This window comes from Flavobacterium qiangtangense, assembly GCF_042658345.1.
GTDB classification, from domain to species: Bacteria; Bacteroidota; Bacteroidia; order Flavobacteriales; family Flavobacteriaceae; genus Flavobacterium; species Flavobacterium qiangtangense.
The window spans coordinates 1-16,905 of sequence record NZ_JBHSQB010000005.1 but is presented as its reverse complement, the minus strand read 5'-3'; the positions used below and the strand labels follow the sequence as shown (position 1 = coordinate 16,905).

Below are 16,905 nucleotides of genomic sequence, written 5' to 3'. Positions count from 1 at the left end.
CACACACACTTAAAATTGAAAGAAGGATTATGAGAGAAAATGACATGTTAGAAAAAGAAGAAATTTTTTCTAAAGTATTAAGAGCGGGAAGAAGAACTTATTTCTTCGATGTTAGAGCTACAAAGGCTGACGACTACTATATCACGATCACTGAAAGCAAAAAATTCACCGAAGAAGATGGATCTTTTCACTTTAAAAAACATAAAATCTACCTTTACAAAGAAGATTTTAGTGCATTTTCAGAAATTTTAGAAGAAATGACTTCGTATGTTTTAAACCATAAAGGCGAAGAAGTAATCTCTGAAAGACACCAAAAAGATTTTAAGAAAGAATTTTATTCAGAAAAACCAGAAACAGAATTGGCAGTAGCATCTGTGGGAACAGCAAGTTTTACGGATATTGATTTTGACGATATTTAATATTTTGCTGTAAGTTTTAAGCTTTAAGCAATACGCATAAAAGCCTGAGAGTCGAAAGATTTTCAGGCTTTTTTATTATATTTATACCTACTAATCGCTTTAATATGAAGAATTTATTAATTCCTTTACTTGTTGTTTTCACTTTAATAAGTTGCAACCAGAATTTAAAACTTGAAAACAACAATCCTTTAAACGATTCGTTGATTGGAGATTGGGAACCTCTTCCATTTACCCCAAATGATAGTAGCGAGTTTATTATCGTTCCGCCAGTCGGAATTTCTTATGGCTATTCATTTTCAAAAGATAGTATAGATTTCTTTACAGGACTTTTTGACTTTAAAAGAGATACTTCACCAAGAGGAAAAACAGTCAAATATTTAGGCAATTTCAAGCATTACAAACTTGACAAAAATAAACTATTCATAAAAAATAGCGAGAATGGTAAATGGCAAGAATTCTGGACAATTAAAGAAATAAAAAATGACACTTTATTTATAGTCGAAGAAGACGGTAATTCTAACAAACTAAAACGCATAAAACACAAAGATTCCTTTGGGGATTTCGACAAAATCATTTATTCAAGTACTGGTTGTTATGGAACTTGTCCTATTTTAAATGTTTCATTAGACAGAGACGGAAACGTGCTATTTTATGGAGAAGCATACGTAAAATCAATCGGATTTTATAAGGGGAAAGTTGAACAAAAATATACCGCTTTTATTTTCAAGAAATTTGAGAAAGCAAATGTTAAATCTTTAAAAAGCCATTACAGCGAAGCAATTACTGACAGCCAAACAATTACAACAACATTTTTAAAAGAAGGGAAAATTATCGAATCAATTTTTGATCATGCGAGACAAGCTCCAAAAGAATTACTTTGGGCTTATGTACCAATTGCAAATATTTTTGATAGCCATAAACTTTTAAAAGTTACTGAAAAGGAAGAATTACCTAAAGTAAAATTATTAGATTTTTCTTTAGGTGAAAAAAAATTACAGCTATTAGAATCTGAAGGTTTTTACCTTTGGACAGAATTATGGAAAAGTGCTAAGACAGAAACAAAATTTAAAGAAACTTATAATCTGTCTTTTGAAAATTACAGACAAAAAAATGAAGCCAATCAAACAATTAAGATAACTTCTGACGGACGCTATTTTAAATTTAAGTCCATAGAAAAAACAACTACTTACGATTTAGGTTACAATTTTATAGAGAAAAACTTCAAAAAATCTGATATAAAAAAGGTCGAGGAATATAAGTTACCCAACTCTTAATCCATTTTCTACTTTAAAATCCGTAGAAAGTAAAATCACATCGCCTTCCTCACCTACTGCGCCTAAAACCAGACATTCGCTCATGAATTTGCCGATTTGTTTTTTAGGAAAATTTACGACAGAAACAATTTGCCTTCCAATCAAATTTGATTTTTCATAACGTTTCGTAATTTGTGCTGAAGTTTTTCTTATTCCGATTTCAGAACCAAAATCGATTGTCAATTGATACGCCGGCTTTCTAGCTTCGGGAAAATCATTTGCTTCCAGGATTGTTCCGATTCGCATTTCGACTCTTTCAAATTCCGCCCAAGTTAAGTTGTTTTCAGATTCCATTTTTATAGTTTATTACTTATAAATTCAAAGTTCGAGAAATTCTGATTATATTTAAAAATTAAAAGCAATTATCTGGTAATTATGTCAAAACGCCTTCAAATATGTTGCCACTTGGAACAAATGCGCCACAATTTCGCTTAAAAGACACCAATTCAAATTTCCATTATTCCTTTCAAGATTTAAAAGGAAGTAAGGGAACTTTGGTCATTTTTATATGCAATCATTGCCCGTTTGTAATTCACGCTTTGCCAGAAATTTTAATGATTTCAGGAGATTATAAAGTGCAAGGAATTGGAATTATTGCGATCAGCAGTAACGATATTGAAAAATATCCGCAAGACAGTCCAGAAATGATGACTGAATTTGCTTTTAAAAATAGTTTTGACTTCCCTTATTTATTTGACGAAACTCAAGAAGTTGCTAAAGAATTTGACGCTGCTTGCACTCCTGATTTTTGTCTTTTTGATTCCCAAGAAAAATTATTTTATCGAGGTCAATTAGATGATTCGCGACCAGGAAACAACATTCCGTTAAGCGGAAGCGATTTGAGAAATGCCATCGACGCTTTGGTTTACAACCGAACAATGCCTGAACTTCAGAAGCCAAGTTTGGGTTGCAATATCAAATGGAAATAATTATCTTTTCTCTAAAACCACGTCAATCGGTCGATTGGCTTTTGGTCCGAATTGAACTTCTCGGGCTTTGCTAGAACACAAAACATACATATTATAAGGAGCGAGTTTCACAATTTGCGTTTTGAAATTTCCTCCGTTCAAATCTCCGTCGATATCTTCGATTTTCACGCTATATTCATCCGCCGGAAAAGTGCTTTTTATAGAAAGTAAATAATTGTCTTTTGCAAACGGAAAATACCAGCGTTCTTTTGAAACAACTGATTCTGGCGTAATTTTCTTTCCGTTATCATCAACTTTATAATTGGAAGTAAATAGCATTGGCTTTTCAGCATCCACCCAACTAAATTCATTTTTAGAATTTATAATTTCCATTCCTAAAGCGTTTATCACAGAAACTTTTAAGCCATGAACAGCTTCCGTTTTACCAGATTCGTGAACATTTAAAACAAAATAAGATGTAAAATCATAACCGCAATGCGTCGGGATTTGAGCTTTAGCCGAAACAGAAATCAATAAAAAAAGAAAAATTAAATAGCGCATCAGATTTATTTATTGGGACAAAAATACAAAAGCAAAAGCTATTCCCAATAAAAAAGCACCCTGAAATAGAGTGCTTTTAAAATTTATAAGAAAGTGATTATTTCACATCCATTAATTCTACATCGAAAATCAAAGTAGCGTTTGGTGGAATTGCTCCTCCAGCGCCACGAGAACCATAACCCAAGTGTGATGGAATTACGAAACGCGCTTTGTCACCCACTTGCAACAACGCGATTCCTTCATCCCAACCTTCGATTACATTTCCTTTTCCTAATGGAAATTCGATTGGTTTTTTTCTTGGATACGAAGAATCAAAAACTTTTCCGTCTTCCAATTGTCCGGTATAATGAACAGAAACTGTTTTACCGTTTTCTGCTTTTTTACCGTTTCCTTTTTGAATCATTTTATAACGAAGTCCGCTTTCAGTTTTATCAAAACCAGCAGCCAATTTTTCCATTTTAGCTTCTGCTTCTTCTTTTACTTTTGCTTCACGTTTTGCGCGAGAACCTTCAAAAGTTCTGAAAGCTTCCACTGCATTCCAAGCTTTTGCTTCTTCACCTTCACGGATGATTTCAATGCTTTGGATTTCATCACCTTGAGCAACAGCATCAACAACATCCTGACCTTCAACAACATGACCAAAAACAGTGTGCTTGTTATCTAACCAATCTGTTGGAATGTGCGTGATGAAAAATTGAGAACCGTTTGAACCCGGACCAGAATTTGCCATAGACAAAACTCCCGGACGGTTGTGCTTTAATTCTGGGTGAAATTCATCGTCAAATTGGTAACCAGGACCGCCTGTTCCTGTTCCTTGTGGGCAACCACCTTGAATCATGAAATCAGGAATTACACGGTGAAATTTTAATCCGTCATAAAACGGTTTTCCTTGTGGTCTTGATTTGTTTTCTAAATTTCCTTCTGCTAAAGCAACAAAGTTTCCAACAGTTCCTGGCGTTTTATCGTGAGTCAATTTCACTAAAATTGCACCTTTTGGAGTGTTGAATTTTGCGTATATTCCGTTTTCCATCTTAATTGTTTTATTTTTAAAGCACAAAATTACGAATTAAAATGTGAAAATAAATACAAAATACTGACCTATGTGAAACAAACAGACTTAGTATTTGCTTAAATTTGCTTCACAGAAAAACCAATTATCTGTTTATAGAATTTTAACGACCTGACCTTATGAACAGTATTTTTCAACCAGAAGAAAACAAAAAAATCATCGAGCGAATCAACACTTTGACGCCGATTACACATAATGAATGGGGAACGATGAACGTGAGCCAAATGCTTGTTCATTGCCAAATGCCGATAAAAGTAGCGTTTGGTGAAATGGAAATCAAAGCTGGATTTCTGACTTCTTTCTTCGCAAAATTTATGAAAAAGAGCTTTACCGGAGACGCTCCTTTGAGACGAGATTTGCCAACTGCAAAGGAATTTGTAGTAAAAGGACATCCTGATTTTGAAGAGTCAAAAGCAAATTTATTACTGATGATTTCAAAATTTGAAAACGAAGGGCCAACATCGATAAAAAACAGAAAACATCCTTATTTTGGAGAATTAAATGATGCCGAATGGGGACATTTGCATTGGAAACACTTGGACCACCATTTAAAACAATTTGGTGCTTAAAAATTATAATTTTGAATTTAAGATTTTAGATTTATTATTTCTAAAATCTTAAATCACTAAAAACCAATTGAAGGTGCTGGCGGTTCATAAGCTGTTGGCAAATATTTTCGGCCGTTTGAAATATTAAGCAGATATAGGATTTTCTTTTTCGATTTATCCAAAACTACTCGAAAACTTACTACAGATTTAGTTTCTTTGTCAGTTGCTTTTATTGTCTCTTTAGTGAGAATTCCATCACACCATTTTCTACTATCATAATAGGAATAAGGAATTCTTTCCGGTTTCGAACCATCGTTAAATTCAAACTTCAATGTATCAACAGCACTTTTTGAAATAATTGTCACGTCTAATTCTTCTGAAAAAGTATAACTGTTGCTAATTTCAATGACTTCTGCAAATTCCCCCTTTGGCAAAATAATCGTGTCTTTATTCACTTCAAACTTAAAAGCCATCGGTATTTCATTCTTTCTTATAATAGAAACGATTTTACTGACGGGTCTATCTTCCGGCCTAACAATTTTTGGAGGTAATAATACTTCCTTTTTTATCGCGGGAGGAACGCTTTTCTTTTTTACTTGAGAAAACAATATCTGACCACTAATCACAAACAATACCATTAAAAATTTCTTCATAATTTCTATCTTTTTGAGTATTCTTCCATCTTTAAATCATTATCAAACGGACTTTTCGTAAACGGATAAATCGCTTGTTTCAAATAACCTTTTGGGTAATCTGCTTCTAATAATCCTGTATCTTCTGGCCATTCATTTTTTGGAAGATAATAGGTTCCGAAGATTTTATCAATAAATGGAAAAATCGTAGCGAAATTTTTTCCGTAATGATTCGGATTTTTGCAATGGTGCCAATGATGATATTGTGGCGTGGCAAAAATATATTTTATGAATCCGAAATTAATTCTAGTATTTGAATGTATCAACACAGCATGAATTGCCATGAAAATTACATATACATTGAAGGTAATCGTCGAAAATCCGAAGATATATAAAGGCACGAACGCCATTGACCTTGTCACAAAAATATCTACAAAATGCGTTCTAGAACCCGCCAACCAATCCATATTTTCAGTTGAATGATGGATCGAATGAAAACGCCATAAAAAAGAATGATTGTGGAAAAAACGATGAGTCCAATATTGAAATAAGTCGGTTATAAAAAAAGCAAATAAAAGTTCAACTATAAATGGCAAGCTTTGAACCGTTTCGTGAAGTCCCGACAAACCTATCCATCCGAAAAATAAAGTGGCTGGTTTTTGTGTAATTACCCCAAAGAATTGAACCAATAAATGACTTACAACGAAATAAACCAAATCCGTTCGCCATTCTTCGTGGAAGGTTTTCTGCTCTTTCCGTTTTGGGAAAACCATTTCAATCGGAACAAAAATAACGGCCATCAGAAACAAATCGAGCAAAAGCCAGTCTAATCCCAAATGGTATTTCACTTCCCCTACAGCTCGCGGGTCCACATCAAAACCGCCTAGAAAAATTGTGGCAATGCAAAATACGATGCCGATTAATGCAAACTTCTTTTTCTTGCTCAGCATAAAACTGACTACCGCAAAAAACAAGGAAGCAATAATGATCGCGGTAAGCAAAATTTTCATCGACTCGCCCGTATAAATTTCTCTAAACTCTGGCGTGGTCAGCCATTCTGGGTATTTGAAACAAAAAACACCCAAAAAAGACATCAAACCCAAAAAAATTGAAATGATTCCGCTTATTTTTCCTTCTCCAAATTTTACGGTCTGTTTGGTTTCCATAAATTAAAATTCTTACAAATTAGATAACAAAAATAACAAAATAGTGATACGACAAGCAGATTATCAAAATTTTATCGCATTTTTTCATTTAAATTTGCGTCATAAAATTGCTGACCAAAAATGAGAATCGATATCATCACATTACTTCCTGAATTATTAAAAAGTCCTTTCGAAGCTTCTATTATGAAAAGAGCCATTGACAAAGGCTTTGTGGAAGTTCATTTTCATAATTTAAGAGATTATACGACTAACAAACAGAAAAGTGTGGACGATTATCAATTTGGCGGAGGCGCCGGAATGGTAATGAATATTCAGCCAATTGACGATTGTATTGCATTTTTGAAAAGTGAGCGTTCGTATGATGAAATCATTTATATGACGCCTGACGGAGAAACATTGAACCAAGGAATGGCCAACCAAATGTCGTCACTTGAAAACATCATTATTCTTTGCGGTCATTATAAAGGCGTTGACCAGCGCGTTCGCGACCATTTTATTACAAAGGAAATTTCTATAGGAGATTACGTTTTGTCCGGCGGAGAATTAGGCGCCATCGTTTTATCAGATGCTTTAATTCGACTGATTCCTGGGGTTTTGAGCGATGAAACTTCGGCATTGACCGATAGTTTTCAAGACAATTTGCTTTCTCCTCCAATTTATACAAGGCCGGCAGATTATAAAGGATGGAAAGTTCCAGAAGTTTTATTGAGCGGTCACGCCAAGAAAATTGAGCAATGGCGAGAAGATATGGCGTTTGAACATACAAAAAATCGCAGACCGGATTTGCTGGACAAATAATTTTTTTTTTAGAAAATAGAAGAAAGAAAAAAGAAGGAAGACATGACAAATAAGCCGTTAATTTCGATTTACAAAAATCTTGCCTCTTTCATCTTGCCTCTTTTTTACTTTCTTCAAAGAAAAAACTTTTAATTCATAACTCATAATTCATAACTTTTTATACCTTTGCACCCACTTTGGACCAACCTCTGGCGAAAACCGCGTATGTTGCTCTAATTAAACTATTTAAATCGAACAAAATGGCAGATTTGATGAAATTCGTTAATGACGAATTTGTAACAAGAAAAGATTTCCCAACTTTCGGAGCTGGAGACACAATCACAGTTTACTACGAAATTAAAGAGGGTGAAAAAACTAGAACTCAGTTCTTCAAAGGAGTTGTAATCCAAAGAAGAGGTTCTGGAGCGACAGAAACTTTTACAATCCGTAAAATGTCTGGTGCTGTTGGAGTTGAGCGTATCTTCCCAGTGAATATGCCAGCTTTACAAAAAGTTGAAATCAACAAAACAGGTAAAGTTCGTAGAGCAAGAATTTTCTACTTCAGAGAACTTACTGGTAAAAAAGCTAAAATTAAAGACAGAAGAAGATAGTCAACTATTTTTCTTTTATAAAAAATCCCGATGTATTTCGGGATTTTTTTTTGGCCTAATTTCAAATTAAAACTTCTGATAATCTGAATTAGTTCCAAAATAAAACCGCAGATCCACGGATAAAAATCTGCGAATCTGCGAATCTGCGGTTTAAAAATTTGTGGTATTCTAGTTCTTACTCGGAATATTTTCTAAAATCTCCAACACGAATTTCCAGTATTTTTGAGCAGAAGAAATACTCGCTCTTTCATCTGGACTGTGCGCGCCTTTGATTGTCGGTCCAAAAGAAATCATATCCATATCAGGATAATTTGTTCCTAAGATTCCACATTCCAATCCAGCGTGACAAGCCACAACTGCTGGTTTTTCTCCGTTATTCTGTTTTTCATACAAACCAGTCAAAACGTCTAAAATTTCAGATTTTGCATTTGGCGTCCAACCTGGATACGAACCTGAAAATTCAACTTCGCAACCCATCAATTCAAATGCTGAACGAAGCGCATTAGCCAAATCTAATTTTGAAGTTTCCACAGAAGAACGCGTCAAACATTGAACAGAAAGTTTTCCTTCGCCCAAAACTACTTTTGCAATATTATTTGAAGTTTCTACCAAATCATCAAAGTCAGCGCTCATCCTGTAAACGCCGTTATGAGCGGTGTACATTGCTCTTACAAAATAAAACTGTGCGATTGTCGGCATTACTTTCGCTGGAGTTTCCTCTAATTTTTCGAAAACAATTTCAAGATTTGGTTCCGTTGTTTTGAATTCCGTCTTGATTTCATTTACAATTTCTTGCATATCAAAAACAAAAGCTTCGTCATAAATTGACGCAATAATTACTTTTGCAACACTTTCACGAGGAATTGCATTACGCAAGCTTCCGCCTTTGATTTCAGAAATTTGCAGTCCAAAATTGTCAAATCCATCGAATAACAGACGGTTCATAATCTTGTTTGCGTTGCCTAAACCTTTGTGAATATCCATTCCTGAATGGCCGCCTTTCAAGCCTTTTACCGTGATTTTATAACCCACAGAACCTTCTGGAGTTTCTTCTTCATCGTATTCTGCAGTCGCGGTTACGTCAATTCCTCCGGCACAACCAATATCAATTTCATCGTCTTCTTCAGTATCCAAATTCAAAAGAATTTCACCATCAAGCAAACCTCCTTTTAAACCCATTGCTCCTGTCATTCCTGTTTCTTCGTCGATTGTAAACAACGCTTCGATTGCAGGATGCGGAATTGTTTTTGATTCTAAAATCGCCATAATCGTGGCAACTCCAAGTCCGTTATCAGCGCCAAGCGTCGTTCCTTTTGCACGAACCCAATCACCGTCAACATACATTTCGATTCCTTGCGTGTCGAAATCAAAATCAGTATCGTTATTTTTTTGGTGAACCATATCTAAATGCGATTGCATCACGATGGTTTTGCGGTTTTCCATTCCAGCAGTTGCCGGTTTTTTGATGATCACGTTTCCAACTTCGTCTTCGATCGTTTCAAAGCCTAATTTTTTTCCGAAATCTTTCATAAATGCAATCACTCTTTCTTCTTTTTTTGAAGGACGAGGCACGGCATTTAAATCTGCGAATTTGTTCCAAAGTTCTTTTGGCTCAAGGTTTCTTATTTCTTGACTCATTATTTTTATGTTTCAATTTTTAGTGTGGCAAAGTTACAAAGTTATATCCTGAAAAGCCGGAAAAGAAGATTTTAAAGGATGTGTTTTTCAAATATTTTCTTGGCTTTTTTTACCGTAACTTCTTTTTTCCAGACGTCTTTTGGCTCGATGCAAAGAACAGGCGCTTTTTTGCACATTTTTTGGCAATCCATTTTTGAAAAACAGACTTTGTCTTCGAGTCCAAATTCGATAACTTGGCTTTTCAAATAGTCTTTTGGCTCTTTATTATACTTACTGCATTTTTTTCCGTTACAGAAAAAAATTGTCGTCTTCTCGTCTTTCTTTTTCATATCTCAAAGTAAGCTATTGGATTTCAAACGCAGAAATCCAGTACAATTTTACGATTAATTATGGCACAATCAGACTTTGCAACTATTAATTTTTATGTAAATTTTGTCCTAAAAATAGACTTTAATTTGTTTCTGATTATATTTACTCAAACAAAAGATGCAACAATGAAAAAGTCAAAAGTTATCTTGAGCGTATTTCTACTCGTTCAGATAATTGTCATAAAAATTCTCTCGGCTTTCCCCGAATTTATTGAAGAATATTACAGCAACGGATTGTATTTATGGATTTCAAAAATCTCCAGAATCATTTTTGGAAGCTTAAATTTTTCAATTGGCGATGTAATTTATTCGATTTTAATCGTATTTCTAATTCGTTATATTTTCAAAAATAGAAAAACGATTTTCTCTTGGAAATCTTGGAAAATAGATTGGAAATCAAAATTTTTGACTGTTTTAAGCTTTGTTTCTGTGTTTTATTTCTGTTTTAATTTTCTTTGGGGATTGAATTATCACAGAATTCCGTTGTATGAAAAAATGAATTTGGACAAAGAATATACAAAGGAAGAATTGATTGTTTTTACGAAGAAGATAATTCTAAAAGTCAATGAAATTCATAGCCAGATTGCAAAAAATGACAGCTTGAAAATTATAAATCCGTATGACATTGAAACGATTTATGATAAAACTCAAAATGGTTATGATCAATTAGGAAATCAATATTCCTCTTTCAAATACGAAAATCCGAGTATTAAAAAATCGTTAGTCAGTTTGCCATTGACTTACATGGGATTTGGCGGTTATTTGAATCCGTTTACGAATGAAGCACAAGTAAATTATAAAATTCCAAAATATAATTTCCCAACGACAGTTTGCCACGAAATGGCGCACCAAATTGGCTATGCTTCTGAAAGCGAAGCTAATTTCATTGGTTATTTGGCTTCGATAAACAACGATGATATCTACTTTAAATATTCCGGATATTCGTATGCTTTAAAATATTGCTTGGGAAGTATCGAGAAATTTGAAGAAGGAAAAAGCCGAGAATTATTGCCATTAATTCATCCCGGAATTTTAAAAAACTTTCAAGAATCAAAAGATTTTTGGGACGGTTACCAAACTCCGATTGACACTTTTTTCCATTATTTTTATGACCATTTCTTGAAAGCAAATCAGCAAAAAGATGGCTTGGAAGGTTATAGTAAATTTGTGGGATTGATGATTGGATATTATAAAGACAAAACGGAAATCCAATAAATAAAATAGTTTACCTCAGTGGATTGCATCCAAAATTTTGAATATCTTTATTTAAAATTAAAAAACCAAAACTATGGCAATCATAAATCCACACATTAATTTCAATGGAAATGCCGAAGAAGCATTCCAATTTTACAAGTCGGTATTTGGTGGCGATTTTTCGACGATTATCCGCTTTAAAGACTTGTCAAGTGATGACTTTCAAGTTTCTGAAAAGGAAGCTGAGAAAGTGATGCACATTGCACTGTCTATTGGCGAAAACACTTTGATGGGGAATGACGTCCCTGAATTCATGGGGCGCGTTAATGAAAACGAAAGCAGGTCGAAAATATCTATTAGTGCCAAAAGTCGTGAAGAAGCAGACCATTTGTTTCAAGGACTTTCCGCTGGAGGAAGCATTGAAGTTCCAATGAACGACAGTCCGTGGGGTTCTTATTTTGGAATGTTTAGAGATAAGTTTGGGATTGAATGGATGGTGAATTTTGAGTTGAAAAAGGACTAAAACTTCGGTAACTGTCTAACAATTAGTAATCACAACGTTCTTAAATTGAAAAAGGCAAAAGTTAATCGAAGATTTCACTTTTGCCTTTTGGCTAATTACCATATCAAAACTCATCAAAAGTAAAACTTGTAAAACTTTTCTTTTTGTAAGGTCTGATAATCAGTCTTCCTTCGCGGTCAAAACGGATATAATTGTAAACCCAATTCAGGAAAACAACTGCTTTATTTTTAAATCCGATTAAGGAGAAAAGGTGCACAAACATCCAGACGAACCAAGCAAAAACGCCGTGAAAATGGTATTTTGGCAAATCGACAACGGCTTTATTTCTTCCGATTGTGGCCATCGAACCTTTATCATTGTATTCAAAAGGTTTCATTTTTTCTTTTTTGAGAAGTTTTGCCAAATTTTCTCCTAATAATTTTCCTTGTTGAATGGCTGGCTGTGCGACTTGCGGATGACCTTGCGGATATTCTTCGGTTAACATGGAAGCGATATCGCCAAGGGCAAAAATATTTTCAAAACCCAGAACTTGGTTGAATTCATTGACTTTAATTCTTTCCACTTTTTCTACCAACGCTGAAGCCGGCAAACCGTTTACCATCGCGCCTTGAACTCCGGCGGTCCAAATTAATGTGGCGGTTTCAAGAACTAAATCGGTATTTGTGGAGATTGTTCTTCCGTCATAACTAGTTACTCGGACGTTTTTTAAAACATTTACGCCTAATTTTTTCAAGTATTTTTCGGCCGATTCTGATGATTTTTCAGACATCGTATTTAAAATTCGGTCACCGCTTTGCACCAAATTTATCTGCATTTTGCTTACATCTAAATCGGGATAATCTTTTTGGAGAATTGCGTTTTTCATTTCGGCCAATGCTCCGGCAAGTTCCACTCCTGTTGGTCCGCCACCGACTAAAACAAAATTGATAAGCGAATTTCTTTCAGCAACGTCATTGGTTAAAAGTGCTTGTTCGAAATTTTCCAGAATAAGACTTCGAATGTTCAGCGATTGCGGAATAGTTTTCATCGCGATGCTGTTTCTTTCGATTTCTTTGTTGCCGAAATAATTGGTTTTTGAACCTGTGGCGATGACCAGATAATCAAAGGAAAGTTCGCCGATATCTGCAATGATTTTATTGTTTTTAGTGTCGATTTCGTTTACGTGGCAAAGACGGAAATAAAAATCGTTATGTTCGTGAATCACTTTTCTAATGGGATATGCGATGGAACCCGCTTCTAATCCGCCGGTTGCGACTTGGTACAAAAGCGGTTGAAAGGTATGGTAATTATGTTTGTCCAAAAGCACGACTTGAACAGGCTTGTTTTTTAATTTTTTGGCCAAGGCAATTCCTGCGAAACCGCCTCCGATTATGATGACTCTTGGAAGATTTGATTTTGGAATGTTCATTTATTTTTATTGAAAAATTTAATGATTTAGCGATTTAAAAATTTTGGCTTCTTTGAACCATTAAGACATTAAGTTTCGTTAAGGCTTTGTGTGATTTATAGTTTTCTGTTTCTTGTTAACGTAAAGTTATTCATTAACATTTAAGGAATATAAGGTCATTTAAGGCGTTTTGGTTTGTTAATTTGTTTACTGCAATATACGAAGTTTTTTTGAGGACAATGTTGGGACGGAGTTTAAAAGAAGCCTAAAAGTTTGAAAAATAGCCCTGATGGTGGCTCTGTTTGAGCTCTTGTGCCAGCCTAAAAAGCTGGCGCAAAGCGAGTGCCACCAGCAGGAATTTCGTTTAAAAAACGCCTGACGCTTGGCTTCTGAAAAAATTTAGAGTAAACTTGTAACAAATTCAATTTTTGGGTTACTAATCATTTATGAATCAAGATTTAGAACAATCTTTTGTCAAGCAACTGAAAGAAAATCAGAACATTATCCATAAGATATGCAGATTGTATACTTCTGGCGAGGACGCGCACAAGGATTTGTTTCAGGAAATCACGATTCAGCTTTGGAAGGCGTTCCCGAAATTTAGGGGCGATTCAAAATTTACTACTTGGGCGTACCGCGTGGCGCTGAATACGGCGATTACTTTATACCGAAAAAGTACGAGGTCAATTTCTACGATGGAATTTGACAACACGAAGCATTTTATCAAGCAAGAAGATTATAATTATGAGGAAGAGGAACAGTTAAAATTAATGTATAAAGCTGTTTATCAACTAAATGACATTGAAAAGGCATTGATTTTTATGTATCTGGAAGATAAGGACTATGAGGAGATTTCGGAAACTTTGGGAATTAGCGAGGTGAATGCGAGGGTGAAAATGAACCGAATCAAAGGCAAATTGAGAAAAATATTAAATCCGTAAAAGGAGGAAAAAAATATATGGAAGAGTTAGATTTATTAAAGAAAGACTGGAAAAAGAATGAAAATTCTTTTAGGCAAGTTTCTGAAAATGAGATTTATAAGATGATTCACGAAAATTCGTCATCGGTGGTGAAATGGATTATGATTATTGGGATTATTGAGTTTTTGTTTTGGATTGGGATAAATTTGATTTCCAATTCTGATGATTATTTCAAAAATCTTGAAGCAGGAAATATTTTGCTTTACATGAAAATATTTGGGTACGTGAATTCTGCGATAATCATCTTTTTCATTTATCAGTTTTACAAAAATTATGTGGTAATTTCAACAACAGATTCTACCAGAACTTTGATGAAAAACATATTAAAAACTAGAAAAGCGGTAAATACGTATGTTTGGTACAACTTGATTGTGGTCTTTTTAAGTTTCATAACAGGAATTTTGCTGGCCTATTTTTGCAATCCAGAAATTGCGCCGATGCGAGATAAAATTGAACACGGCGGAACCGCAATGGCGCTAGGTTTTATTGGCGGAAGCTTGTTTATCTTGGCAATTTTAATTACGCTTGTTTGGCTTTTTTACAAATTGCTTTATGGCTTTTTAATGAAAAAACTTCAGAGAAATTATCAAGAATTAAAGAAAATCGATTTATAAAAAAAGCCCGCAATTGCAGGCTTTTTGGTTTAATATTCCCAACGTCTTTTTTGGTTTAATTCTTCTTCTGTTTTTAAAACTTCTTCTTGAATTTCTGGTGGCAACACTTTTAAAAATGACGGATGCTGTTCTATGGCGTATTCTACTTTTTCAACAATTTCTTCAATCGTATCGTTTTCATAATCGATTTTTAAAGGTTCTTTTATGATGAAAGATTGCAAAATTCCTTTTTTCTTTAAGCGCAATCCTTTTTTGTCGAAAGAACGTCTGAAGCCGTCGATGACAATGGGAACAACGATTGGTTTGTGTTGTTTAATAATATGCGCTGTTCCTTTTCTGACAGGTTTAAACGACTTTGTGGTTCCTTGCGGAAAAGTAATTACCCAGCCGTCTTGGAGTGCAATTTTAATATTTTCGGTATCATTCGGATTTACTTCTCTTTGCACGTCTTGACCCTTTGCACGCCAGGTTCTTTCAACTGTAATTGCTCCGGCATAAGACAAAATTCTTGGAAGCCAACCTTCTTTCATCGTTTCTTTTGCGGCGACATAATATATGTTCAACTTTGGATTCCAGATGTAACCAATGTTTTTTATATTGTCTTCGCGACCTTTTAAGCTGGCGTTGAAAACGTGAAACATTGCCACTACATCGGCAAAATAAGTTTGGTGATTTGAAATAAAAAGTACGTTGGTATTTGGTAAATCTCGGATGATTTCTGAACCGTCAATTTTCAGTTCGTTAAAGCCACGATAACGCCTGTGAGTCAAGACCGCAAAAACGCGAATTAACCACTTTTTTAGGAAAAGTATATGACCAAAAGGATTTCTTTTAAATAATCCCATAACAATGTTTCGTTTTTTACAGAGCGCAAACATACAAAATACCCGCAATTAAAGCACTCTTTTTATCACTTCTTTAAGTTCATTGAGCATCTGCGAAGTAGCACCCCAGATGTAATGTTCTTCAAATTTAAAAGCCGGAACGCCAACTTCTTCCATATAAGATGTGCTCAATGTTTTTGACACTAAATTATCATCGTCTAGAAGGACTGAAAGCGGTAGTTCGATTAATCCAAAAACTTCCCTGTCGTCAGGAATAAAAGCCAATTCTTCTGTAGAATATCCTAAAAATGGATATACTTTAAAGTTGCTCGGCGGAATGTAAATCTCAGTGAAAGGACGAACTACATTTATTTTTTCTCTTTCAATTCCAATTTCTTCAAAGGTTTCTCTCAACGCCGTGTCTTCTAACGAAATATCAAAATCTTCCACTTTTCCACCCGGAAACCCAATTTGTGATGAATGCACACCTTTGTATGAATTCCGTAAAATTAAAATCAAACGTGGTTCGTTATTTTTCGGATAAAAAAGCATCATCACGCACGATTTTCTAGCATTGACAGTATTTAAATCTAAATCTTTGAATATAGCAATTCTTTCGGCGGGCATCATTTTTTCGTGTGCTTCCTCGCCGATTAGCGGTTCTTTTTGTATTTTTGGGATGTATTTTAAAAACTCTTGGAAATTCATTAAATTTATTTTATTGGATTCTTAAAGATATTCTAAAAATAGATTCTTTCAAAACAATAAACGTTCAAAAAATGTATAGCAAATCGGAAGCCCTTTTCATAAAAAAAGATTTTTGGGTAAAATTCGCAGAAGAATATCCACGGAAATGGCTTTTGTATGATACCAAAATCAAGGATTTCTCTTTTAAGTTTTATGTCGATAACAAAAAGGCCCAAGTGATGATTGACATTGAGCCGAGAGATGAAGAAAAAAGAAAAATCTACTTCGAGAAGATTGAATCTCTGAAGCAGATTTTACTGGATGAATTTATTCCGGAAGCTATTTTTGAGCGAAACTTCCATCTGGAAACTGGAAAAGTAATAAGCAAAATTTGGGTCGAAAAAACCGGAATCAGCTTAATGAACCGAAATACTTGGCCAGAAATCTTTGAATTTTTCTACGAGAACATGGACGCTTTAGAACGTTTTTTTTATGAATATAGAGATTATATTGAGGATTTGGAAGTGAATACATAATATTTTCTTATCGCGATACAAGCAAAAGCCACGCAGAACATAATCTGCGTGGCTTTTTAATTTATCAAGGCTGGATATCTTTTAAAGTATCTTGATTCAATGCATTCACAATCGAGATCATTTCTGTTTACTGCAAAAAAAATCCCCATC

General features: G+C 34.5%; 21 protein-coding genes. 11 read left to right on the top strand and 10 right to left on the bottom strand.

Annotation, left to right across the window (positions count from 1 at the left end):
• The first annotated feature begins 29 nt into the window (after positions 1–29).
• Both ACFPVY_RS05675 and ACFPVY_RS05670 read left to right on the top strand, forming a co-directional pair.
• Positions 30–419 (top strand): PUR family DNA/RNA-binding protein, encoded by a 390-nt coding sequence (locus ACFPVY_RS05675; protein ID WP_379791000.1) that lies wholly within the window; start codon positions 30–32, stop codon positions 417–419.
• Positions 420–523: 104 nt separating this feature from the next.
• Positions 524–1,693 carry a DUF6438 domain-containing protein gene (locus tag ACFPVY_RS05670; protein ID WP_379790999.1) on the top strand — a complete coding sequence of 390 codons (1,170 nt, stop codon included), beginning with the start codon at positions 524–526 and terminating at the stop codon, positions 1,691–1,693.
• Here the strand turns inward: ACFPVY_RS05670 and ACFPVY_RS05665 are convergent.
• Positions 1,679–2,026, bottom strand: coding sequence for a tRNA-binding protein (locus ACFPVY_RS05665; protein ID WP_379790998.1), 348 nt, complete (start codon positions 2,024–2,026; stop codon positions 1,679–1,681). The genes ACFPVY_RS05670 and ACFPVY_RS05665 overlap by 15 nt on opposite strands.
• Before the next feature lie 101 nt (positions 2,027–2,127).
• Here ACFPVY_RS05665 and ACFPVY_RS05660 point away from each other — a divergent pair, with 101 nt between their 5' ends.
• Complete coding sequence (locus tag ACFPVY_RS05660) at positions 2,128–2,661, top strand: thioredoxin family protein (protein ID WP_379790997.1); 534 nt, start codon at positions 2,128–2,130, stop codon at positions 2,659–2,661.
• On the opposite strand, the gene ACFPVY_RS05655 is transcribed toward ACFPVY_RS05660, so the two are convergent.
• Positions 2,662–3,201 carry a hypothetical protein gene (locus ACFPVY_RS05655; protein ID WP_379790996.1) on the bottom strand — a complete coding sequence of 180 codons (540 nt, stop codon included), beginning with the start codon at positions 3,199–3,201 and terminating at the stop codon, positions 2,662–2,664.
• Positions 3,202–3,298: 97 nt separating this feature from the next.
• On the bottom strand, positions 3,299–4,231 hold the full coding sequence (locus ACFPVY_RS05650; RefSeq protein ID WP_379790995.1) for a peptidylprolyl isomerase: 933 nt from the start codon (positions 4,229–4,231) through the stop codon (positions 3,299–3,301).
• 158 nt (positions 4,232–4,389) lie between these two features.
• On the opposite strand from ACFPVY_RS05650, the gene ACFPVY_RS05645 reads away from it, so the two are divergent.
• Positions 4,390–4,839 carry a DUF1569 domain-containing protein gene (locus tag ACFPVY_RS05645; protein WP_379790994.1) on the top strand — a complete coding sequence of 150 codons (450 nt, stop codon included), beginning with the start codon at positions 4,390–4,392 and terminating at the stop codon, positions 4,837–4,839.
• Between the two features lie 56 nt (positions 4,840–4,895).
• Here the strand turns inward: ACFPVY_RS05645 and ACFPVY_RS05640 are convergent, their stop codons facing one another.
• Together ACFPVY_RS05640 and ACFPVY_RS05635 are read right to left on the bottom strand one after the other, a co-directional pair.
• A complete protein-coding gene (locus ACFPVY_RS05640; RefSeq protein WP_379790993.1) occupies positions 4,896–5,471 on the bottom strand; it encodes a hypothetical protein in 576 nt (191 codons plus the stop codon).
• Between the two features lie 5 nt (positions 5,472–5,476).
• Positions 5,477–6,616: a sterol desaturase family protein gene (locus ACFPVY_RS05635; RefSeq protein ID WP_379790992.1), complete on the bottom strand. Its 1,140-nt coding sequence runs from the start codon at positions 6,614–6,616 to the stop codon at positions 5,477–5,479.
• A 120-nt stretch (positions 6,617–6,736) separates the two neighbouring features.
• Here ACFPVY_RS05635 and trmD point away from each other — a divergent pair, with 120 nt between their 5' ends.
• Together trmD and rplS are read left to right on the top strand one after the other, a co-directional pair.
• Positions 6,737–7,414 (top strand): tRNA (guanosine(37)-N1)-methyltransferase TrmD, encoded by a 678-nt coding sequence (gene trmD / locus ACFPVY_RS05630; protein WP_379790991.1) that lies wholly within the window; start codon positions 6,737–6,739, stop codon positions 7,412–7,414.
• Positions 7,415–7,653: 239 nt separating this feature from the next.
• Positions 7,654–8,004 carry a 50S ribosomal protein L19 gene (gene rplS / locus ACFPVY_RS05625; RefSeq protein ID WP_379790990.1) on the top strand — a complete coding sequence of 117 codons (351 nt, stop codon included), beginning with the start codon at positions 7,654–7,656 and terminating at the stop codon, positions 8,002–8,004.
• Between the two features lie 168 nt (positions 8,005–8,172).
• Here rplS and ACFPVY_RS05620 read toward each other — a convergent pair whose 3' ends face one another.
• Together ACFPVY_RS05620 and ACFPVY_RS05615 are read right to left on the bottom strand one after the other, a co-directional pair.
• Positions 8,173–9,642 carry an aminoacyl-histidine dipeptidase gene (locus ACFPVY_RS05620; protein ID WP_379790989.1) on the bottom strand — a complete coding sequence of 490 codons (1,470 nt, stop codon included), beginning with the start codon at positions 9,640–9,642 and terminating at the stop codon, positions 8,173–8,175.
• Between the two features lie 71 nt (positions 9,643–9,713).
• Positions 9,714–9,971: a (2Fe-2S) ferredoxin domain-containing protein gene (locus ACFPVY_RS05615; RefSeq protein WP_379790988.1), complete on the bottom strand. Its 258-nt coding sequence runs from the start codon at positions 9,969–9,971 to the stop codon at positions 9,714–9,716.
• A 165-nt stretch (positions 9,972–10,136) separates the two neighbouring features.
• On the opposite strand from ACFPVY_RS05615, the gene ACFPVY_RS05610 reads away from it, so the two are divergent.
• Complete coding sequence (locus ACFPVY_RS05610; RefSeq protein WP_379790987.1) at positions 10,137–11,225, top strand: DUF3810 domain-containing protein; 1,089 nt, start codon at positions 10,137–10,139, stop codon at positions 11,223–11,225.
• Positions 11,226–11,298: 73 nt separating this feature from the next.
• Entirely contained in the window at positions 11,299–11,727 is a 429-nt protein-coding gene (locus ACFPVY_RS05605) for a VOC family protein (RefSeq protein ID WP_379790986.1), read from the top strand.
• Positions 11,728–11,830: 103 nt separating this feature from the next.
• On the opposite strand, the gene ACFPVY_RS05600 is transcribed toward ACFPVY_RS05605, so the two are convergent.
• Positions 11,831–13,135: an NAD(P)/FAD-dependent oxidoreductase gene (locus ACFPVY_RS05600; RefSeq protein WP_379790985.1), complete on the bottom strand. Its 1,305-nt coding sequence runs from the start codon at positions 13,133–13,135 to the stop codon at positions 11,831–11,833.
• A gap of 425 nt (positions 13,136–13,560) precedes the next feature.
• On the opposite strand from ACFPVY_RS05600, the gene ACFPVY_RS05595 reads away from it, so the two are divergent.
• Both ACFPVY_RS05595 and ACFPVY_RS05590 read left to right on the top strand, forming a co-directional pair.
• A complete protein-coding gene (locus ACFPVY_RS05595) occupies positions 13,561–14,055 on the top strand; it encodes an RNA polymerase sigma factor (protein ID WP_379790984.1) in 495 nt (164 codons plus the stop codon).
• A 17-nt stretch (positions 14,056–14,072) separates the two neighbouring features.
• On the top strand, positions 14,073–14,708 hold the full coding sequence (locus ACFPVY_RS05590) for a hypothetical protein (protein WP_379790983.1): 636 nt from the start codon (positions 14,073–14,075) through the stop codon (positions 14,706–14,708).
• Between the two features lie 29 nt (positions 14,709–14,737).
• Here the strand turns inward: ACFPVY_RS05590 and ACFPVY_RS05585 are convergent, their stop codons facing one another.
• Positions 14,738–15,553, bottom strand: coding sequence for a lysophospholipid acyltransferase family protein (locus ACFPVY_RS05585; protein ID WP_379790982.1), 816 nt, complete (start codon positions 15,551–15,553; stop codon positions 14,738–14,740).
• 48 nt (positions 15,554–15,601) lie between these two features.
• On the bottom strand, positions 15,602–16,240 hold the full coding sequence (locus ACFPVY_RS05580; RefSeq protein ID WP_379790981.1) for an NUDIX hydrolase: 639 nt from the start codon (positions 16,238–16,240) through the stop codon (positions 15,602–15,604).
• A 71-nt stretch (positions 16,241–16,311) separates the two neighbouring features.
• On the opposite strand from ACFPVY_RS05580, the gene ACFPVY_RS05575 reads away from it, so the two are divergent.
• Positions 16,312–16,755 (top strand): DUF4268 domain-containing protein, encoded by a 444-nt coding sequence (locus tag ACFPVY_RS05575; protein ID WP_379790980.1) that lies wholly within the window; start codon positions 16,312–16,314, stop codon positions 16,753–16,755.
• The last annotated feature ends 150 nt before the right edge of the window (positions 16,756–16,905 follow it).